The organism is Vagococcus allomyrinae (assembly GCF_017829975.1).
GTDB classification, from domain to species: Bacteria; Bacillota; Bacilli; order Lactobacillales; family Vagococcaceae; genus Vagococcus_D; species Vagococcus_D allomyrinae.
In genome coordinates this window covers 17,822-38,727 of the sequence record NZ_JAEEGA010000015.1, presented here as the reverse complement: position 1 = coordinate 38,727, position 20,906 = coordinate 17,822, and the positions used below count along the sequence as shown (strand labels likewise).

The 20,906-nt window shown below is 39.9% G+C and carries 16 protein-coding genes; 4 read left to right on the top strand and 12 right to left on the bottom strand.

From position 1 onward, the window contains the following. Positions 1 to 8: 8 nt before the first annotated feature. The 8 genes from addA to I6N95_RS19640 all read right to left on the bottom strand — a co-directional run bounded on the left by addA (position 9) and on the right by I6N95_RS19640 (position 12,886). Positions 9 to 3,743: a helicase-exonuclease AddAB subunit AddA gene (gene addA, locus I6N95_RS19675; protein WP_209531168.1), complete on the bottom strand. Its 3,735-nt coding sequence runs from the start codon at positions 3,741 to 3,743 to the stop codon at positions 9 to 11. Position 3,744: 1 nt separating this feature from the next. Next, entirely contained in the window at positions 3,745 to 7,299 is a 3,555-nt protein-coding gene (locus tag I6N95_RS19670) for a PD-(D/E)XK nuclease family protein (protein WP_209531058.1), read from the bottom strand. A 256-nt stretch (positions 7,300 to 7,555) separates the two neighbouring features. Next, entirely contained in the window at positions 7,556 to 8,824 is a 1,269-nt protein-coding gene (locus tag I6N95_RS19665) for a serpin family protein (RefSeq protein ID WP_209531057.1), read from the bottom strand. Between the two features lie 26 nt (positions 8,825 to 8,850). Further along, entirely contained in the window at positions 8,851 to 9,972 is a 1,122-nt protein-coding gene (locus tag I6N95_RS19660) for a DUF4349 domain-containing protein (protein ID WP_209531056.1), read from the bottom strand. Continuing rightward, positions 9,959 to 10,483: a sigma-70 family RNA polymerase sigma factor gene (locus I6N95_RS19655; RefSeq protein ID WP_347340583.1), complete on the bottom strand. Its 525-nt coding sequence runs from the start codon at positions 10,481 to 10,483 to the stop codon at positions 9,959 to 9,961. The genes I6N95_RS19660 and I6N95_RS19655 overlap by 14 nt, the downstream gene beginning before the upstream one ends. Before the next feature lie 243 nt (positions 10,484 to 10,726). Continuing rightward, on the bottom strand, positions 10,727 to 11,308 hold the full coding sequence (lepB, locus tag I6N95_RS19650) for a signal peptidase I (RefSeq protein ID WP_209531054.1): 582 nt from the start codon (positions 11,306 to 11,308) through the stop codon (positions 10,727 to 10,729). Positions 11,309 to 11,456: 148 nt separating this feature from the next. After that, on the bottom strand, positions 11,457 to 12,350 hold the full coding sequence (gene rarD / locus I6N95_RS19645; RefSeq protein WP_245249757.1) for an EamA family transporter RarD: 894 nt from the start codon (positions 12,348 to 12,350) through the stop codon (positions 11,457 to 11,459). A 152-nt stretch (positions 12,351 to 12,502) separates the two neighbouring features. Beyond that, positions 12,503 to 12,886 carry an ACT domain-containing protein gene (locus tag I6N95_RS19640; protein ID WP_209531052.1) on the bottom strand — a complete coding sequence of 128 codons (384 nt, stop codon included), beginning with the start codon at positions 12,884 to 12,886 and terminating at the stop codon, positions 12,503 to 12,505. Positions 12,887 to 13,188: 302 nt separating this feature from the next. On the opposite strand from I6N95_RS19640, the gene I6N95_RS19635 reads away from it, so the two are divergent. After that, positions 13,189 to 13,536, top strand: a complete 348-nt coding sequence (locus tag I6N95_RS19635) for a sensor histidine kinase (protein ID WP_209531051.1) — start codon at positions 13,189 to 13,191, stop codon at positions 13,534 to 13,536. A 49-nt stretch (positions 13,537 to 13,585) separates the two neighbouring features. On the opposite strand, the gene I6N95_RS19630 is transcribed toward I6N95_RS19635, so the two are convergent. From I6N95_RS19630 to I6N95_RS19620, 3 genes are all read right to left on the bottom strand, one after another. After that, positions 13,586 to 13,786: a hypothetical protein gene (locus tag I6N95_RS19630; RefSeq protein ID WP_209531050.1), complete on the bottom strand. Its 201-nt coding sequence runs from the start codon at positions 13,784 to 13,786 to the stop codon at positions 13,586 to 13,588. A 161-nt stretch (positions 13,787 to 13,947) separates the two neighbouring features. Further along, entirely contained in the window at positions 13,948 to 14,514 is a 567-nt protein-coding gene (locus I6N95_RS19625) for a hypothetical protein (protein ID WP_209531049.1), read from the bottom strand. Positions 14,515 to 15,331: 817 nt separating this feature from the next. Beyond that, a complete protein-coding gene (locus I6N95_RS19620) occupies positions 15,332 to 17,038 on the bottom strand; it encodes a LysM peptidoglycan-binding domain-containing protein (RefSeq protein WP_209531048.1) in 1,707 nt (568 codons plus the stop codon). A 520-nt stretch (positions 17,039 to 17,558) separates the two neighbouring features. Between I6N95_RS19620 and I6N95_RS19615 the strand changes: the two genes are divergently transcribed. Continuing rightward, on the top strand, positions 17,559 to 18,113 hold the full coding sequence (locus I6N95_RS19615; protein ID WP_209531047.1) for a beta-class carbonic anhydrase: 555 nt from the start codon (positions 17,559 to 17,561) through the stop codon (positions 18,111 to 18,113). Positions 18,114 to 18,465: 352 nt separating this feature from the next. On the opposite strand, the gene I6N95_RS19610 is transcribed toward I6N95_RS19615, so the two are convergent. After that, a complete protein-coding gene (locus I6N95_RS19610) occupies positions 18,466 to 18,828 on the bottom strand; it encodes a winged helix-turn-helix transcriptional regulator (RefSeq protein ID WP_209531046.1) in 363 nt (120 codons plus the stop codon). Between the two features lie 152 nt (positions 18,829 to 18,980). On the opposite strand from I6N95_RS19610, the gene I6N95_RS19605 reads away from it, so the two are divergent. Together I6N95_RS19605 and I6N95_RS19600 are read left to right on the top strand one after the other, a co-directional pair. Continuing rightward, positions 18,981 to 19,817, top strand: a complete 837-nt coding sequence (locus tag I6N95_RS19605; protein ID WP_209531045.1) for an aldo/keto reductase — start codon at positions 18,981 to 18,983, stop codon at positions 19,815 to 19,817. A gap of 58 nt (positions 19,818 to 19,875) precedes the next feature. Beyond that, positions 19,876 to 20,670, top strand: coding sequence for an SDR family NAD(P)-dependent oxidoreductase (locus tag I6N95_RS19600; protein ID WP_209531044.1), 795 nt, complete (start codon positions 19,876 to 19,878; stop codon positions 20,668 to 20,670). Positions 20,671 to 20,906 lie beyond the last annotated feature (236 nt).

Here is a 20,906-nt window from a genome sequence, read left to right as displayed (position 1 = left end):
TGATGATGTTATTCAACCACCATCTCTAAATACTGGCCTGCTGATAGTAAGATCAATTTCACACCAGTGACTGAGCGACCTTTAACTTGCTCTAAGGCTTGTTGATACAAGCTCAACTGACCACGATATTTTTGTTTGACTTTCTCCAAGTTAACCTGATCAACTTTAGCCATATGATCCGTTTTAAAATCATACAAAATCAATTGATCAGAGTCTTCGTAATACCCGTCAATAATTCCATGAATCAATATTTTATCCTCAGCTGCCGCAGGGTAATCCTTAAAGATTGCCTCTGCCTGCATCAACATTGAAAAAGGTTGTTCTCGAGTGACGCCCTGACTATTGCTTAATAACAACTGACCAAAGTCACTTTGATAAAAGGCGATAATCGCTTGCCTATCAATTTTTTCTGCCACACGTTGATCCAGGGAGCGGTTGGTTACTAATTCGGTAATTAGCTGGTCGAGGCTTGCTTCTGTCGGCATCTCTAAAGGCATCAGTTGCATAATCAAATGGGTGGCCGTTCCAACCTCTGTCCCTTGAACCCCCCCTATGTTTTCCATAAATTTAGGTTTAGCCAGCTGATCATCTGCATACCGATTCACGGTTTGTGCCTTTTCTTGAGTCAAATCCAAAGTTAGCAAATCCGCATTATCAGGATCTTCAAAAACCCGTTTAATTTCTGAAACCGACTGATAACTGGTCGTCTTTGTCGAGAGCTTAAAGGGGTAAACAAAGTCTAAACGAGCCAAGGCATCTGTTAACACACGAGGGTTTTCTGTTACAAATACAGGAGCGGACTCATTGACTTCCTCCACAGCAGTTACATCAGGTCTCAGAGCCTCTAATCCACTAAAGCTAATCTTGAAATGAGCCGGATGCTGATAAACACCGCCAACTTTGACCACCTCATACTCAGTCTGAAACTTTTGGGCATCCTGGTGACGCATCAGCGTCAAACCAATCCAATCCATTAACGTTAAACTCTTCAAGCGTAATTCATCCCCTAAAACCACTCGTGGTTCCATGGCACTGCGACTCCACTTCTTCCAAGCCGCTTCTTGATCCTTATAAGAACCGACCAAAAAAAGCTTTTCCTCAGCTCGAGTCAGAGCGACATACAGCTTTCGCATTTCTTCTGACAACAGTTTTTTGCGTTTCTCTTCACGGATTGCCAAAAAAGGTAACGTGCGGTAAAAGAGCCGACTATCCTGGTCCGTATATTTAATCCCTGCTCCCAACTTATCATCAAAAATATACGCATTGTTCAAATCCATCAAGTTAAACCGTCGCGTTAAATCCAACACAAAAACAACGGGGAATTCCAACCCTTTTGAAGCATGAATCGTCATGACACGGACCGCATCTTCATCTTCACTGATAGCTGTTGGTTCAGCCAAATCCTTGTCCTTCCCTTGCATCTTCTCGATAAAGCGAACAAACTGAAACAATCCCTTAAAACTCATCTCTTCGTAACTCGTTGCTCGCTCATACAAGGCATGAAGGTTAGCCTGACGCTGAGCGCCAGCTGGCATTCCCCCGACATAATCAAGGAAACCAGTGTCTTGATAAATTTGCCAAATCAGCTCTACTAGAGGCTGCCGTCGAGCCATTTCCCGCCAGTTTAACAACTGACTGTTAAAGACTGTTAATTTTCGACCTAACTCACTGCTGTCGTTTCTGACAACATGAGTGAAAGCATCAAAGAAACTGCCCGTGGTTAAGCTGGCTCTGATTTCTGCCAATTGATTTTCCTTTAGCCCAACGATTGGTGATCGCAAAACTGCAGCCAAGGGAATATCCTGATAAGGGTTATCGATGACATTTAATAACGCAATCATAATGCGAATCTCAGTTGCTTGAAAATAATTTTGCGTGTCATTGACGTGCAAGGGAATAGCCAACTCTTTAAAAATATCCAACAATACTAGGTTATTTTTTTTCGTCGGTGTGAGTAACACAATATCCTGGTAACGAATCGGACGGGTTTCTTTGGTTTTTTTATCGTAGATCGGAAATTTCTCGGCGATTAACCCTTTGATTTTATTGCCGACTAAACGCAGTTCGCCTTCTGTTTTATCATCAATCTGAAAACTATCGTCCACATCTTCAAATTCATCTTCTGTCTCATTGGTATTCTCAAAGATCAATATTTCAGTATCGTAGTGATTCGTCTCGGGAAACCCTTTAAAGCCATTGATTAATTGAGCGGCCTCGTCATATTCTAGCTGACCAACAGAGGTATTCATCAGTTGTTCAAAAATCAAATTGGTAAAATCCAACACGTTACGACGAGAGCGGAAATTTTCTGCTAAAATAATTCGTCGACCGTCCTGACCTTCACCAAAGCGATTATACTTGTCAATAAATAAGGTCGGGTCCGCCAGGCGGAAAGAATAAATCGATTGTTTGACATCCCCTACCATAAACAAGTTGCCTTTTTCTGGCTTCGGCTGGCGCAGCCACAAGAGAATATTCTCCTGAAGTTGATTAATATCCTGATACTCGTCAACTAAGACTTCGACAAACTTTTCCCGATAATAGGTTGAAGCCTCAGTTCCTTGCCAACCATCTGCCGTAATCGTCGCTAAAATTTGCAAGGTAAAATGTTCCAAATCATTAAAATCTACCAAATTTTTCTCGGCTTTACGAGCAGAGTATGCTCGCTCAAAACGAAACGCAACCTCGGCCATTTGACTGACCATCACTTGTGACTCTTTCATAACGGCTACCATCTTCTCAGGCTCAATACTAAACAGCCCTTTTTGCCAATCCGTCAACATTTTTTTATTGCTGTTACGCAACTCCTTAATCAGTTCATTCGTGGCTTTTTCCTCATCTTCCAAATTGCGCAAACTGGGATAACGACCAAAACTCAACGTCATCAGATAGCGATAAACACCCTCTAAATCATCACCTTGAAGCAAGTCTAACAAGCTTTGACCAACTGTCACTTCCCCAGCTAGCAACTCACTAACTTTGCTGAATTTTTCCTGACCCTCTGCCAGAGCGACCATTTCTTGACTCTGACTGATGATCAAATCCAGTTCCTTGATTAAGTTTGGCTTTAGCACCTCTTGATAAATTCCCGCATCGGCTAGACTATCCCTCACTTCATAAGCTGTTCCTAAGGAATCCAACCAGGCTTTAGGATTAGGATTGGAACGGGCAAACTCATAAAGTGAGAAAATTAACCGGGTTAAGCCATCATCACTACGGTCATTGGAAAAGTTGGCCGTTAAACGATAAAACTCTTCCTGATCCTTTTCATAGAGTTCTTCCCTTAACTCTTCCCAAACATCCTCTTTCAGCAAAATCATTTCGGTTTCATCTGTTAACAAACGAAAGACTGGGTCAATTTGAATTAAATAATAGTATTTGCGAATGACCTGTAGACAAAATGCGTGAAGCGTGCTGACATTGGCTGTTGGAATCAAACTCAACTGGTGCATAAAATGACGTTTTAATTCACCATCGGATTCAGCGGAAATCGACTGTTCAACCGCCTGTTTAATCCGTTGTTTCATCTCTTTTGCAGCTGCTTCAGTGTAGGTTACAATCAACAGTTGATCAACATTGGTTCCGCCTTTAATTTTTTCAATTACCCGTTGAACTAAGACCGTTGTTTTTCCAGAGCCGGCTGAGGCTGACACTAAAATATTGGCACCATGGTCATAGATTGCTTGCCACTGTCCATCTGTATATTGACTATTACTAGGTTTTAAGGGCAGATCACTTCTTATTTCAGACATCTTGATTACCCTCCTCGACAATTTTATTTAACACATCGTCTTTTTTCAACTTCTCTATCCGATGATACTCATTTTCCTTTAACATCACATCAAACTGACAAACACTGCGAAACGGACAGTACTGACAAGCCACACGCAGTTTATCTCGATAAGCTGGGTTTAATTTAGTCGCCCCATTAAATATCTCTTGCCCAGCTTCCTTAAAATTATGACGATTATGTTGAATTAACAACTCAACTTCCCCTTCCGTCACAAATTGACTAGAAGAAAATTCGCCATTCTTTTTCATGTTATAAGGAAAAACACTCGATTTAGGCTGCTCATCCAAAGTTAAGTCCAGACGCTCCAATAGAGGGGCTTCATTCAACAATATCCCTTTATAGCCATACTCCTTAAACAATTCTTCCGTTGCCACATCCTCTGGGAGATTCCCCTCCACTGTTGGATTCTTAATCTGCAAGTAAAACGCACCAGCTGGTTTGGCTTTTTCTGTGCCAATTAACATCACTGCATTACTTAAAGCCACATCTAAGTAAGTAATCATCTGCATAGCCAGTCCAAAATAGGCATCGCGATAATCAAAGGTATGACGACTGGATTTATAGTCAACTACCGCTAAATATGCCTGATCGTTCACATCAATTCGATCTAAGCGGTCGATTTTCCCACGAATACTCATTTGTTTATTCTGACCCAATTCAATAGTTAAACTGTCCAAACTCCTTTCCTGAGCGAATTGACCAAATAAAACTTCCGTTTGAACAGTTGACAAGCCCGTTCGTTGACTTTGTTTTCTCAAAGCCCAACTGACTCGCTGAATTGTCTGCCCTAACTGATAGCGAATATAATTCATTCTGTTACTGGTCGTTAAAATCGCAAATTTTGGTTCTGCTAAAATCCCCGCCAATACTTGATTTGTGACTTCTTTCAATTCCTCTGTCGTCAACTCACTTAAGTTTAATTGCTCACGAATCAATACTTTAAACAACTGATCTAAAGCATCATGATAAAAATCACCTGTGGCTGCCGGCGTTAACTCAAACACATCTCGCTCTTTTAATTTTAACCCATAATTCATAAAATACTTGTATTGACACTGATAAAAACTTTCAATTTTTGAAACCGAACCGTGAATCGTTTCACCGTATAACGCGTCCACTAAAGCTGGGGTTAGGGCCTCTGGCATATTTTTATGAACTTGACTTTCAAAAGTTTTACGAGCTAGTTCCTGATAGTCTGGATGTTCCAAAAGTTTTTTCTCCAACTCCAGCCAAAAAGGTGAAATGGTGGCCCTTGCCTCCTCAACCTGCCTCTTTAAAGCATTTAAATCTGTTACCAGATTACGATAAGTACTAATATAGTCCGTGCTTAAACTAAAATCAGCTGGCAATAAGCGTTTTGTTTGAACAGGCAATCCTAACTTGCGAGACAAGATACCAAGATAAGGCGACATTTTCACCTCTTTACTACCTTCTTTAGTCGCTGGATACGTTAAATATAGGCGATCTGCCGTAGAATTAAAGGCCAAATAAGCAATATAGGGTTCTTTAGCTAAATCCGCTGATGTATTTTTAATTAAAAATTTCCCTTCGTCCAATCGATCATCGATCAAACTGCGCTCTTCGTCAGATAACAACGTTTTATTCTCAATTTTTTTAGGCAACACATTATCCGTCGCCCCAATAATAAAGGTCACTTGATTTTTTTGAGCATGGATTAGATCCACTGAAGAAATACTCACTTGATCAATCGTCGTCGGCACCTTACTGTATGAAAGACCAGCCATCCCAGTCTCTAAAATATCCACAAAATCCTTGAGGACAAATCGATCTTCTCCCAGTATCGCGACATACTCATCCAGTAAGTGAATAAAGGCCTGCCAAGTTTGCTCATGAACCTTGGCTTCTTCTAATTTTCCCGCTTCAATATCCTGATTTCGCCAGTAAATAATCTCTTGCTCTACTCCACTGGACACTAAAAATTGATAAAGAGCTATGGCCGCTTGGCGCCCATTTTCAGCTTGATTTATTTCAGCAAAAAAAGGCAACAATGCTTTCCGCAAATCCCCCCGTACTTCATTGGAAATCCGCTGAGCATACAAATTTTCATCTTCTTTTGTTTCATCATTTTCAAAATCGTAATAAATATATACCCAGTCTTTTTCCTGAGTCCAGTAGAAACCTTCATAGCCATAAGCCAACACCACGTTTTCAGTTACATCAACCTTGTCGCGATAGCGATTGCGCAACTCTTGCCACGCTGCCACCGACAACTGCTTATCCTCAATTGGTAAAAAAAGTTCTGTACGTAAAAAGCGCATAACATCGGTGTAACGAAAATGTCGTTCTTGAATCGCGAAAAGACTTATTAAAAGTTCTACTAAAGGATGGTGTTTCATTTCCAGTTCCTGATTCACGTAGTAGGGAATCTCATGACTATTAAAAACCGGGCCAATCGTCTTACTGTATGCTGGCAGTTCACGAGTCAACACTTGAATATCCTGATAACGCACCCCCTCATCAGCTACTAATCGCCGAATCTCCTTGGCCACATGACTTACTTCAGCAAAAGGCGTTGTCCCCTCCCAAATTTGCACCTTATCGGTCACTAATTTAGGAAATTTTTTTGAGGGACTCACCTCTTGAGAGTCACGCCAACACTCATCCACAAGACCAATCTGCCCTTCCGCATCTGGCAGACGGGTATCCGCCAACAAATGAACTTGCTTACTGCGAGCGTATTGATGCAGTTCATAATATAGCTTCCCTGCATCAAAAAACATATTGAATCGTTCAGGAGGACGTTGAACATAGGCCTGATCTAACACCAGATTTAATTTAACCTCCGCCGCTCGTTCCACTAACACTGCAATCAACTGCTGCTCACGAGCTGTAAATCGAGAAAAACCACTGATGACAAACATGACCTGAGATAAATCCCGTTCCTTTAAGTATTCAGCCAAATGAGAAATTAATTCCTTATTCCCCACCTCTCGACTAGCTAGAGCTACCAAATATTCCTCGTACAATAACTGAAAATCCTGCAGTTTCGCCTTAAAATCAGCCTCTTTTAACGAATTGCCCATTTCTGTTAAAAGTTCAGTCAAATCAGCTAAATCAATGCTGCCATCTTGTAACTCACTAAATAAATCAGCTAGCTGTCCAATAAATCCAGCCTTATTAACCTCGCCGCGAAAAACCGATAAATTTTCAGCTTGGGCCAGTAAAATTTTGCGAATCAGCATATGCGTCCCTGCCTCGCTTAAATGCTCGTCCTGATAGAGAGCCGTGTGCTGCAAATAATACCATGCCAAACGAGAAAAACTAAACACCTGTAAGCGCATGGTCGTCATATTGTTCCAACCAGCGTAAGCTGGTAATTGATGTAAATTTTCTAAAACACTTACTTCAGTCTCAAATTTTACGTGGTTCGGCACCAAATAAAATACTTCATGTTTTGGATCGGCTGTCAACCATTCTGTCGCCCGTTCGACCAGTGGTGTTTCATGTTGACAACTCCCTGGTCCATAGATAAATTCTAAGCTCATCAGCTTCACTCCTCGTATTGTCCTAAACTCCCGCTATTTAGCCATTCATCATCACAGAAAATCTCACCTACCTCAATCAAGGATTCCCTAAAATGGCAAACACCAAGGTGATGAAACGTTTGTCATAAGTGTATCATATTTTAAGAAAAATTGGGGTTTAAGACTGTCCTTTACCATCCAAAAAACACCCCCAAAAGCGCGTTGTTAGCAATCAAAATAAGCCAGCATATCAAGCATGCTGGCAAAAAGGCTATTCTTAGTTCATGATGCTGGGATCATCAACAATTCCTTGTAGTAAAGGAACCCCATCCTGATCAGAAATTAAATAGACAAACGATCGATCCAGCTTAAATTCCATCATGGGTTCCTCTGGCACAACGACTGGTGGTACCTTGGGTTCTTCTGGGGTGACAGGCATCATCACTTGAGTATAAGCTGTACCATTCACTTGATCTTCTTCAACTGACAAGCGATTATTCTGCATCGCCCGTCCAAGATATAGACTAACGTTACTGCTCAACCGACTAAAATCAGCTGCGTCTTTAGAAAAAGCTCGTTCAAATCCCATTTTTTCCAAACTAGGCTGTAAATCAAGGCTATTCTGTGCGCGAAATTTTGGTATTGAAATAGTCATTTTAGAGGCTTTGTTTTCAACAATCCAAAACAAGGATAACATCTTTTCTTTTGTATCAATCAAACTTCTGACATCAACGCCCTCATTTGGCAAGATGAGCTGCAGTCGATTGCCATTTTTCAACGGCAAGGAGATAGCCACATAATCTGTTCCTGCTGCGTATGGATAACTGGCATAACTTTGGTGCATCATTGCCGTTTTTAGCTCTTTACCATCAGCATAAAACATCTCCTCCTTAGTTAACTTAACATCAAAAGGGTTTAGCCAATCCAAGGTCAAAGAGGAAGAATTTAATAGAACTATGGCGAAACCTGATTCAATTAACGATTTGTCATAGATCCCTTCAGCTGAATTAGCTGCTGCCCATTTAGCAATCACCGTTGCTGCTGACTCAGGATCCTCTGTAAAAGAGACGTTATTAATATCACCGTAATAATACTCCTCAGCAATGTTCTTAAAAGAGGTTGTTAACTTAACTGGCTCGTCTAGCCAAAGTCCATTGGCCATCTTAATATCACCTGATCCCAAGTATTTCCCTAACAACTCTTCATTAAACGAGTGAAGTGTTTTTCGCGAAGTCGGTGTTTGATATAAGGCTTCGAACACTTCCTTCTGAGTCGTTCCAACAGCGCCCTCACCTAAAAGAGACAGCATCAAATACGGCGCTACTGGTCCGTATAATTGATTCCCCTCTGACTGAAGCATCAAACTGCTACTTTCAGCAGCAAAGTGTAACAAACGATCCTCACTGCTATACTTTTCAATAGCGGAATCAACGACCTGACTTTTTTTTACTTTCGGGGCACTAGCAGCTTGTTGTTCAGACATACAGCCACTGAGTAATAGACTACTCCCTAAGACAGCAATCATCCCTATGTACCTTAATTTCATCTTACGCCTCCTAGTCAAGCTGATGATCAGACTCGACGTTTCTTATTAACGCACCAGATAACACCCAATACACCAATAATTGCCACAAGATAAGGCCCCACACTTAAAAAGAAGACAGCTAACTGTTGACCCAACTGCTGCCAAAATTTCAATTGATCGTGCCAATTATCTTTTGTCTTGGTTAATATTGTGGTGCTTTCTTCTTTGGTGATTTTCTTAACCTCATTGACTGACAAACGAACTTCCGTTTCAGCCACTTGACTGTCAATTAGTTTATTTTGTTGAATCAGACTTTCTTTTGAACTTCTGACTTGGGATAAACGGTCTTGAATGTATATCATATCTTGAACATTATCACTTTTTTCCAATAATTTCAACAGTGCGTCTTCTTCTGTTTGCAATGCCGTAATCCGACTGTCGTTATCTGCATAGCTTAAGCTATAGTCTGTGGCGTTTTCTGACGAAGAAATAGTTTCACCAATTTTAGCCAAAGCCGTGACAAATTCTTCTACTTTAGCCTGAGGAATACGAAACGTATAGCTTGCCCTTCTTAACAAATCATCGCTCTCCTGATTTGTTATGTCCGATTGACTGACATAACCATCGTATGTCTTAACGGTCTTTTCGATCCTTTCAATCGTTTGACTAAAATCGTTGGTTTCTTTTGCAATATCATAGGTTTTAATCAATTTCTGAGTTGACGCCGCACTTTTTTTAGCTTCTGGACTGGCTTCTGTTGCTGCATCTCCACCAGCTTCATTTGTACTAAATTCCACTTTCCCTTTTGTCTCTACCTCCTGTTGCCCAGTCGCTTCATCCACTTTTGGGGTAGCAGCAGGCGACTCAACCGCTTTATCGGCTTGGGGGGCCGATTGGTGCTGACTTTCAGAAGAGTTGAATTTCATTTGACGATTACTATTAATACTAGCAATACCGGCAGATGCTAACAATAGCACAGTCGCCGCAACAGCTAATAGCCGATGATTCTTTTTAATGAATGACCGAATCTTTGTTACTTTTCTCCGCTGGCTACTTTCGACACCTTTTTTCTGATCCGCCCCTAAGCCCTTTTCAATCGCTTGAAAAACAGCCTTTTGAGGAACGTTTATTTCCTGCCACTCTTTTTCCCACTGGTTATTCATCTTCATGGAATTCCCCTCCTTCCAAATAATCTCTCAATAAACCACGTGCTTGATGCAACTTGTACTTTGTTGTCCCAACTGGTTCTTCTGTTATCAAACTGATTTCTCTGACCTTGCGGCCGTGGAAATAATGTAAAACTGTCACTTCTTGTAAATCTTCAGGTAATTTGGCAATTCCTGCGTAAATGTCTAAACGACTGTCCTCAGATAAGCCTTGCCTCGCCTCAACGTGCTCCAAAGGCTCTGTTAAAACTTGTCGACTTGGACGTCGTAGTAAGTCCAGACTAGTATGGATCACAATTCTAACAGCCCAGGTGGTAAAAAAAGCGGGCTGACTTAACGAATCAATCTTAGTCATAATTTTTATGACCGAATCTTGAACGATATCCAAAGCGTCTGCTTCATTTTTTACATATAAAAAAGCTGTTTTATATAATTGCTGATAATGATCTTTCAACAACGTTTCAAGCGCCTGACGATCTCCTTTAATGGCAGCTTTTACCTCAATGACATCCACCAACACATTCACATCCTTCCCTAATAGTTATCTTATTCACTGATTAGACGTGTCACAAATCCAAAAGGTTGGAAAAATTTTACAAAAGTTAACAATTTTTCCTCTTAAACACTTCAGTCTTCCGACAGACGGCAACATCTAATAGTCATCCCCTAAATAACCAAAAAATGATGGCAAAAAAAATAGTCCATAAACTGATTTAACACAGTTTTAGACTATTCAATCATTCTAATGGGTGAGTTACTAATTAACGGGACCAAACTTACTAGGAGGCCAAATACAGAACTTCACATTTCCCGTAATATCAGATTTTTCAATAAAGCCTATCAAGCGGCTGTCTTTTGAAATTCGGCGATTATCACCTAAAACAAATAATTCTCCTTCAGGCACAGTACTAGACCCTAAGGCCGTCAAATTGGCTAAACTAAACTCGCTATGAGGCTGACCATCTTCTGCGGTTACGATCGTTAAGAAATCACCGTCTTCTAACTGTCCTTTAAATTCATCCAGATAAGGCTCGTCATACTCTTCGCCATTAATAAGCAATTGATCATTCTTATATTCCACCGTATCTCCAGGCAAACCAATCACGCGCTTCACATAACTCTTTTTGGGATCATCTGGAGCTGGAAACGTCACAATATCAAATCGTTCAATTTTTTTTGTTTTGGTCGCAATTACTCGTTCTCTATCTTGTAGCGTTGGGTCCATTGAATTCCCGGATACAACAACCGGCATAAATACAAAGGTCCGGATGATGAATAAGACGATTAAAAGACCGCCAAACCACACTATATTACTAATTATCTCTTTCTTGTTCAACATCTTACCTCCTGAGAGTTTAAAATCTTACCTGATTCATTTTATCACAAAAACATCAATTATTGTTAATTATTAACTTAATCCCCACTTTATGAGGAAATTCTTCAATCTTTCTTCAAAATTAAGCAAAAAAACAACACTTGAAAGAGACTCAAATGTCGTTTTTGGCCAAACCAGTTCGCTGTTTATTTTTCCGAAGCAATAAAATATTACTAGCTGTGAAGATGAGAACCCCCAACCAAATCAAGCCAAATGCTAGTAATTGCGGCACAGCAAAGGTTTCTTTAAATTGAAAGACAGCCGCAATTAACATCAGTGTTGGTGCAATATATTGCAAAAATCCCACGAGGATATATGAAATATTTTTCGTCGCTTCCGCAAATAGAAACAGCGGAATGGCTGTCACAATACCTGCCCCTATTAACAATAGGTTAAGTTTTAAATCAAAGGACATAAAGCCTTCAGAAGAAAAAAACACCAAATAAATAAAAGCAAAAGGAGCGATAATTGCCGTTTCCAACGTCAACCCTGTCATAGAACTGACAGCGGCTACCTTCTTAATTAGCCCATACAGACTAAAAGTCACGGCCATAGCAATAGAAGCCCAAGGAACGACTCCACTTTGAATGGCTAGCAACACAACACCTAATGCGGCTAACAAACAGGCGATGAGTTCCCCACGACCCAAACGCTCTTTTAAAAAAAGGGTTGCTAACACCACATTGACTAAGGGATTCATATAATACCCTAAACTGGCATCAATAACTTTGCCACTACTTACTGAAAAGATAAAAATAAACCAATTAGTTGTCACTAACAAGGAAGCAGCCACAATCGCCAACAAACGGCGATGATTGCTAACAACTTCTTTCACTTCTGCCATAAACTGCGACCATTTTCCACCAATCAGCAAAATGACTAACATAAAGACAAACGACCAGACCACCCGGTAACTCAAGACAGACAAAGGAGCTACCTTGCCAACAGCCTTCCAATAAAAAGGCAAAATCCCCCAGAGAATATAAGCCATAAAGCCCGCTGCCATTCCCCATTTTCGCCTTGCTTCTTTTTCCTTATTCACCAACAACACGACCTTTACACAATATCGAATCGATTCTGACCCATTCGTTGTTTCATTTTATCACTAGAGTGATCAGAAAGAAAGTCACGCCAATCATCTGTGACACTGCCATCAGTTTAAGCCGTCGTCACTTGATGGCCCGCAGCAGCTAAAACCGGCAGACTTCTTTCAACGTCAACGGCTTTCAATAGGACATAATCGGTATTGTAAGTTGACAAAGCAAAGATGGAAACCCCCGCTTCCGCTAAAGGATTCGCAATTTGCGTTAAAATGCCTGTTAAAGCGAAATCTAAAACCCCGCTTATCTGCAATAAGACCCATCCGTCTTCCACAGCAATCGCTTCAGTCGGATCTAACTGAGCAGTTACAGCAACCACTGAGCACTCCTCAGCTGTCCAGATAACACTCTTAAAACCTTTCATTTCAACCATATTCGGTTGATAGCTAGCAGGAAATTGAACCACTGAATAGTGTTCTTCCTCATTTAATAATAACTTCATGCTACTCCTCCTCTGTCATTTCAATGTTCGCTAAGATACTCTTAAATGATACCATGGTAATTAATCAGATTCTATCACAAATTTAGTGCTTATTGACGCAACAAGCTCCTCTCTTGAACAGCTCCTTCGTGAGTTGAATTAGCAATGTTAGAATGAGCTCAATCGTCTAAATAATTGATTCCCTCAACTATTCCATGACACTTTCATCTAAAAGTGAGGCAAGCACAGAATCTGTTGTGATCAATGACCTGCTGGAAGAAAGTCTCGCAAGTTTTTATGTCCCGCTAAAGGAAAAAGCGATCGTGCCGACTATTCACCTCACCAATAAAAAAATTTATCGTTCACTTAATGCTGTCGCTTTATCTCGCATTTTTACTAATCTGTTAACTAACGTCACTCATTTTAGTGATGGCGATTTAACAGTTACCCTTAATGAAACAGGTGAAATCAGCTTTACTAATACCGCGGCCAGCCTCAATGAGGTGCAAGTCGGTAAACTATTCAACCGATTTTACACTGTCGATACTGCCCATAAGTCGACCGGTTTAGGCTTAGCCATTTCCCAACTATTGATTGCAGAAATGAACGGCACCCTCACTGCTCACTATCATCAAAATAAGTTGACGATCATTATTCATTTACCAGAATAAATACTCCCCTCAGTATATCTTCAAAGAGAGTCACTGAGGGGAGGACTGTTTAATCAACAACCTTTATGTAATTAACTTGCGATAAATTGATGAGTGCTTTGCGTTTAAAATCTATCTGACCGACCATTAATAATTCATTTTCTGTCGCCATTACGTCTATCACTTTATCGGCCGAAAATGAATGAAACTTATCAAAAACAAACACAAGCGTACTTCCTTCTGAGATCTTCTGAATGAGATAATCTTTCATACAAACACCACCTTTCACCTCTTACTATAGCAAGCTAAGACTGTGCTGTACATTTAATGATTTCACCTCTGACTGAAATAATTGACAAATATAAGACTGTCAGCAGAAGTTGCCTCTAGTAAGTCATTTAGTTGGTCAGTAGCATCTAAAAATTGGGGCATCTATAACGTTTCGGTAGGATGGACGTGATAATCTTCTGTTAATAACAAATTGACATACTTATAAGCTGTCGCTAAGGCAACATTGCACTCAGCAGATATCTCTTTCAATGAATAATGTTCTGAATAATACAGATATTGAATTCGTTTAACCGTTTCAGGATTTATCGTAGGGCGCCCCCCTTGCCGACCTTCACTTTTGGCTTTCTCTTGTCCTAAAATGGTTCTTTTGATAATAGCAGCTTTGTTTGACTTGGCAATCGCAATGATACAGGACAGAAATTGTTGATCAGTCAGCCGTTCTGCCATGTCTTGATCCACTACATGAAGCGTTCTGTTTTCCTCTGCAAGTGCCATAAAACAGTCTAATAATTGAACGATTGTAATGCTTTCACCGATGCTGGACAACCTTACAATGGCGATCGTCTCTGCACGGTTAGACGCCATAAATTGTTTGAAAGAATCCAATTCTGTTTTATCTGGATCTTTGAAAACAATTTCGTCAACGCCATATGCCAACAAGTGTTTTTCTTCTTCTGGCGTCATTATTGATGTATAGCCTATTATCATTCCTTTAGCGCCTCCATTTACTCTCTTTTATCCCCATTTTAGCTCAAATTTTTTAAAATGACCAGATTTTACCTCATTAATGACATTCATTAAGAAAAACTAGCCTATTTTACACCAAAGAACCACTACCTATTAGTCATTAAAGAGATGTTTGCTATTGGGGCATTCCCATTCAGCCGAGGTAATTATGCAGACAAACTTGATAAAGATCTCACTCTTATCGACCACTCCGATCCTCAAAACTCTCTTTTTCATTATTTCCTCTTTAAAAATAACTATTCTTGTAGTATATTATAGATAATCAAAGGAGCTGATTACGATGAATCATTTTTCACTTTTACTGACTGCAACTACCGTTCTTTCTCTTATTATTGTTGGACTTAGTTTTATTACTGGGATTCAACTATTTCGCGGTAAATGGCATAATGACACTAACGCGCCCCCTTTATCTCGTAACGACAGGCGTAAGCAGCGCTTTTCCAACCATATTAATGGCTGTTTAGCAATCTTGTTAAGCCTTGCCCTGATCGGTCTAATTATTTCGTCAACAATTACCCCCTTTCTAGGGAGCATCTGCCTAATCAACTTTCTGATCGTAATCACAAATCAGACTAACCTGTTAAAAAGATTCACCCATTGAGCAAATCCTTGCTCTGTCGTCATAAAAGGGATGATCTGACCCTTGGTTGATAACCCATTGATATTTTTTATCATATAGTAGATCACCTTTGCAAAAGAGCTTTCCAACTCAATGACCGAGTCGAAAAGCAACTTTTGCTGTTCTTTGTTAGTGGTTGTTATAACATTTCCGCTTCTTTTACGGTATTCTTAATTGTTGACCAGGATACAATTGTTCTGTTTGCAAAAAGTTTATCCGTTGCATCTCCATAATGTCTACCCCGTATCGCCTAGCTATGCCATACAATGTTTCTCCTGAACTGACAATATGTTCTCTCAATTCCGACTGTACTATCGACTGATCTGGTACTGAGGCCACTACTTGGCTGGCCGGTTCGTTTGCTGAGTTAGCAATAGGTGCTCTAGCATCTGCTGGCAACATCAATTCCGTTCCAGAATAAATAGTGACTTCTGCTAATTGATTCACCGCCTGCAAATCAGCAATACTTACCCCATACTTTTCTGCAATACCCAAGAGAGTATCTCCAGTTACGACAACATGAGTGAAGCTTGCTGCTGCAACTTTCACATCGGTTACTACTTCTGCTAGCGCTTCTGCTGGCGCTCTAAGATTTAGTCGTTGATCGAGCATGAGATAATCACTCGTCAAATGATTCCAATCTTTTAGTTGTTGGAGGCTAAGACCGAATTGCTCGGCTATTTTTGATAGACTGTCCCCTGCTTTTACTACATATACATCAGGATCCTGTTCAACGCTTTCAGAGGGTGATTCCTCAGTGACACTCTTTTCACTTGAAGAACTGCTGGCTGGTATTGGCTCTTGGCTTGTTCGTTCGATTCTATTGGTTTTTGGTAATTCTTTTTGCGTTCGACCTTTAAAGGTTGGCAACTTCTCCAGAAGGAGAGCACTTGCCACCATCGTCAAAAGAACTATCACTCCTGCGATCCCCCACCATTTTTTTATCAATGGCTTTTGTTGCCGCTTCTGACGCCTAGCGTCAGATCGAGATAGACGGTCTTCATCTCCTAGTCCCTCTAATAATTCCTCACCGACCTCTGGAAGCTCAGATTCGACATACTTCAAATTAGCAAGCTTCTTTTCCCTATCACGAGTTCGACTCTCAATAAGCTGTTTTTCATAGCCTTCTTTCCAAAAATTCTTTTGCTCTTTATAAGATAAATTAGTAATTTGTTGGTAATAATCCTCGTAGCGCTTTAAAACATCCTTAACCTCACCATGTTCTTGTAAACGACCAAATTCCAACCAGATTAATTTATCACAGTAGCTCTCTACGCGATTGATATTAGCGGTATTAATCCAAATACTTGAGCCTAGCTCTTTTAAATTTAGTAAATAAAAAAAGACTTTAATATAAAAGTGTTCTTTTACAGTTAAGAGAGATTCATCAATGTAGATGAGGCTTGGCGCAACATGAAGCAATATGCTAACTTCTAGTTGGATTTGTTCCTCTTGGGTGTAGTATTTTATCTTTTTAAAAAACTGCTCACCAAGTTCCGAAAACTCATGGATATCTTTTGTTAGTTCAGCAATTTTCTTTTTAGACATTTGCCACTTAAGTAATTTTCGTTTAGTATAGGACTCACCCGTTCGTTCCTTACTTCGCTGTTCTGGTAATTCCAAAGAGCCCATTGTATCAGGTCTACCAGATACCAATCCTTCGGAGGGGGTGATTTCCCCCATTAAAATCCGTATGAAAGTCTGTTTACCTGCTCCTTTGCCACCAATCAATCCAACTATTTCGCCAAATGGCTGACTCAATGACAGTCTATCTAAAGCGACGACTCGTTCTTCCTGATTTCCTTGAGTTGATACTACCCGATAATAGTGAGTAAGACTCAAAATTCCCCATTTTTTAGTTGTCATTATTGCCCCTCCTTCAATCTTCATTATGCAAAATCACATATTTCCCTTAAAATTTTATTTAGTTTGGTGCGATTCAAGACCTTTCTATTGTTATATGTATGTTTTACGAACTTCAGAATTGACCAAAAAATTAGTGGCATTACTTCCATTAAAAATTGATTAAAAACATTCTTTTGCTACCATTTATCGCTGATATTATATCGTCAAATCACTTATCATTTGGTCGTTATAACTAGTTTTTTTTTACCTCTATTTATTTTCTCATAGACTGAAGAATAGTTAAAGACCAATAAAGGAGCGTCGTTTGAACAATTTATCAAAATACACTCCTTTTTTATCCTCCTATTACAACGATACATTTCTAGAAGCGTGGCATCACAAATCTAATTATTTCCTCTCATCTTATTCTCATGTTAAAATAGTTGTTAAGTGTTTCTTTGTACATTCAATTAATTTTTGACACTTTTTTACTAGTGCTAACTTTAGAGCACACTAGAATAACTATTCGGAGGAAATAATTATGCCAAAACAACAAGATGTTATTAGTGATATCATGGCACACAACAAACAATTTGTTGCCCATAAAGATTATGAAAAATTTGCGACCTCAAATCTACCTGATAAAAACATGGTGATTGTCAGTTGCATGGATACCCGTCTAACGACTTTATTACCAGAGGCTTTGGGCCTAAAAAATGGCGATGTCAAGATGATTAAAAACGCCGGTGGAACCGTTCTTAATCCCATGGGCTCTGCGATGCGGAGTATCCTTGTCGCTCTTTATGCTTTTAATGTCACCAATGTCGTCATCATTGGTCATGAAAAATGTGGCATGGCACGAGTTGATAATTCTTATTTGATTGAAAAGATGAAAGATCGTGGCGTTACTCAAGAAACTGTGGACAATTTAGATGTCGACGTTCTCAGTTGGTTAGCTGGTTTTGATTCTTTAGAGGAGTCGGTTCTTTCCAGTGTCTCTATCGTAAAAGAACATCCCCTAGTAGCCCACGATGTTAATGTCTTTGGTTTAATCATCAACCCTGAGACAGGTGAATTACGCCATGTCCCAGCCTAAATAAGGCCTATTTAAATTAGAAAAAAGCGGATCACACTCATCGATAATTTGAGTGTAATCCGTTTTTTTAGTGACAATTTTATTTTAACATCGCTTGAATCAAGGGTTAACCTTTTCCGCTAATAGCAATCTAAGCAATATAGAATACCATCTAGACTCATCTGTGCCAGCTGACTATTTGATTGACATAAAACTGATAAACGTTAAGCTTGATAACTCACAATGCTTCATAATCACCTCTGAAAGAAAGAGGGCTAGCCACATTTCTCTCTTCTCAAGCCAGCATTACTTTCCTTGCGTCTTTCATACATGTTGCAAAAAATGCCGAAATAATCACGACTTAACGCTAACTTTATAAATCCTGATGCTTCAAGACAATCCTTTCGTTAAATTCCACTTGCCGTTTTTGAATATGAGCTTCTCCCCAAGTGCATAACAACTCTAAGACCGGTTCTAAAGAGCGACCATATTCACTAAGAGAATACTCCACTTTTGGTGGTATTTGTTCATAAACAACTCGATCAATGACTCCTGAATATTCCAACTCGCGTAATTGTTGCGTTAACATCTTCTGGGTAATCGCCGGCATCAATTTTTTTAATTCAGAAGGGCGGCGAGTGCCATGCTTCAAGTGGCATAAAATAATCGGCTTCCATTTACCACCAATCACTTCAATCGTCGCCTCAACACCAATCCCGTAAACAATTGGTTCCATTTCTATCAAATCCTTTCACAGGTACTTTTTAGTACCTATATCACAAAAAAGTACCTACTTCACATTTTAACCTATAGGGTCTATACTAACGACATATCATTAAAATGTAAACAGATTTACTTCAAACTAAACAAACAAACGGAGGAATTAGAATGAACACAATCCCATCTGTCACATTGAACAACGGCCTCGACATGCCCGCATTAGGTTTAGGTGTTTTTCGAGTGGAAAACTACCAGGAATTGGTTAACGCTGTTAAAACAGCCATTATTGAAGGTTACCGCAGTATTGACACGGCTAGTATTTATGGCAATGAAGAAGCAGTTGGCGAAGGCATTCGTCAAGGAATAGCCGCTGCTGGTATTACCCGTAAAGAGTTATTTATTACCTCAAAAATTTGGAATGAGGATATGCGCAAGGGAAATGTTGCTGCTGCTTATCACGAAAGTTTAAGCAAAATTGGTGTTGATTACTTAGATTTATATTTGATTCATTGGCCTGTAGCAGACCATTACGTTTCAACCTGGCTGGAAATGGAAAAACTCTACAATGAAAACAAAATTCGCAGTATTGGTGTCAGTAACTTTCAGATCCATCATTTGGAAAACTTGGCCAAATACGGCACAGTTAAGCCTGTCATTAACCAAGTCGAATATCACCCACTGCTGACTCAAGTTCCTCTTAAAGACTACCTTGATACACAGAAAATTCAAATGGAAGCTTGGTCTCCTTTGATGAATGGGGACATTCTAAAAGATGAGTTAATTCTATCGCTCAGTCAGCATTATCAAAAGTCACCTGCCCAAATTGTGTTACGTTGGGACTTACAAAATCAGGTTATTACCATTCCAAAATCAACCAACCGCGGACGCTTAATCGAAAATATTTCCGTCTTTGATTTTGAATTAACGCCAAGTGAAATGAAGGCCATCAACTTGTTAAATCAAGACCGACGAATAGGCCCAAATCCAGACACCTTTGATTTTTAAGTGATCAACATGCTAAAAAAACATTTATTAGCACTCAAACAACGAAAGGAATACACTAATGAAAATGAAGCTAACAGGCTTAACAGCCTTAGTAACTGGCTCAACAAAAGGAATCGGCAAAGCAATTGCTTACGAACTAGCTAGCGAAGGTGTTCATGTCATTATTAACGGTCGTAAGGCATCCGACGTCAAGACGATCGTGGCTGATATTAAGGCCACCTTCCCCACCACTGCTCCTCAATCAGCCCCCTATGACTTGAGTCAACCAGAAGCGCTGAATAGATTAACAACACAATTTCCCAAGGTGGATTTACTAATAAATAACCTTGGAATTTTTAAACCCACCGACTATTACGAGATTAATGACGATGACTGGCTCCATTTCTTTCACGTCAACGTCCTGATCAGCAACTCGCTTGCCAGGTTTTATTTACCGAAAATGCTAGACACAAATTTTGGCCGGATCGTTTTTATTGCAAGCGAAGAAGCGCTGATGCCTTCAGGAGAAATGGCTCACTACAGTATGACGAAAACCATGCAGTTGTCTTTAGCCAAAACCTTGGCCACTCAAACAAAAGGTAGCCGAGTCACCGTCAATACTGTCCTACCTGGACCTAGTTTAACAGATGGTGTCACCTCGATGCTAAAGGATTTGTACGGCGAACAAGAATTAACTTTTGAGGAAATGGAAACCTTGTTTATGGAAGACCACCGTCCAGCTTCCCTGATTCAGCGATTTATCCCCCCAGCGGAAATAGGCAGACTCGTCACCTTTGTCTGTAGCCCTTTAGCCAGCAGTTTTAGTGGTTCTGTTATTCGAGCTGACGGTGGGATGATTCCAACTATCTTTTAACTGCGATTCAATTAAATTCCGTTCGACTATTAGCCATGTTTGTCTTGCCGACAACCACTTGAACGGTCACTCCGCCAATAAACTTTAACAAAAATGAACAAGTTTACTACAATCATTTGATATGTTTAATAGCAAATAAGAAAGACACGCTTGAAATAGGGCAACCCATGATCGCTTTTGAGAACGGATCTGGTAGGCGAACTCATTCATGGTGACACATCCACAAATCGTAATAA

Excerpts from the sequence above, each read along its gene's own strand:
- I6N95_RS19625 (WP_209531049.1), bottom strand. The coding sequence starts at position 14,514 with ATGATAATAGGCTATACATCAATAATGACGCCAGAAGAAGAAAAACAC.
- I6N95_RS19615 (WP_209531047.1), top strand. The coding sequence starts at position 17,559 with ATGCCAAAACAACAAGATGTTATTAGTGATATCATGGCACACAACAAA.
- I6N95_RS19600 (WP_209531044.1), top strand. The coding sequence starts at position 19,876 with ATGAAAATGAAGCTAACAGGCTTAACAGCCTTAGTAACTGGCTCAACA.
- I6N95_RS19605 (WP_209531045.1), top strand. The coding sequence starts at position 18,981 with ATGAACACAATCCCATCTGTCACATTGAACAACGGCCTCGACATGCCC.
- I6N95_RS19620 (WP_209531048.1), bottom strand. The coding sequence starts at position 17,038 with ATGACAACTAAAAAATGGGGAATTTTGAGTCTTACTCACTATTATCGG.
- lepB (WP_209531054.1), bottom strand. The coding sequence starts at position 11,308 with ATGTTGAACAAGAAAGAGATAATTAGTAATATAGTGTGGTTTGGCGGT.
- I6N95_RS19630 (WP_209531050.1), bottom strand. The coding sequence starts at position 13,786 with ATGAAAGATTATCTCATTCAGAAGATCTCAGAAGGAAGTACGCTTGTG.
- I6N95_RS19665 (WP_209531057.1), bottom strand. The coding sequence starts at position 8,824 with ATGAAATTAAGGTACATAGGGATGATTGCTGTCTTAGGGAGTAGTCTA.
- I6N95_RS19660 (WP_209531056.1), bottom strand. The coding sequence starts at position 9,972 with ATGAAGATGAATAACCAGTGGGAAAAAGAGTGGCAGGAAATAAACGTT.
- I6N95_RS19670 (WP_209531058.1), bottom strand. The coding sequence starts at position 7,299 with ATGAGCTTAGAATTTATCTATGGACCAGGGAGTTGTCAACATGAAACA.
- I6N95_RS19640 (WP_209531052.1), bottom strand. The coding sequence starts at position 12,886 with ATGAAGTTATTATTAAATGAGGAAGAACACTATTCAGTGGTTCAATTT.
- I6N95_RS19610 (WP_209531046.1), bottom strand. The coding sequence starts at position 18,828 with ATGGAACCAATTGTTTACGGGATTGGTGTTGAGGCGACGATTGAAGTG.
- rarD (WP_245249757.1), bottom strand. The coding sequence starts at position 12,350 with ATGGCAGCGGGCTTTATGGCTTATATTCTCTGGGGGATTTTGCCTTTT.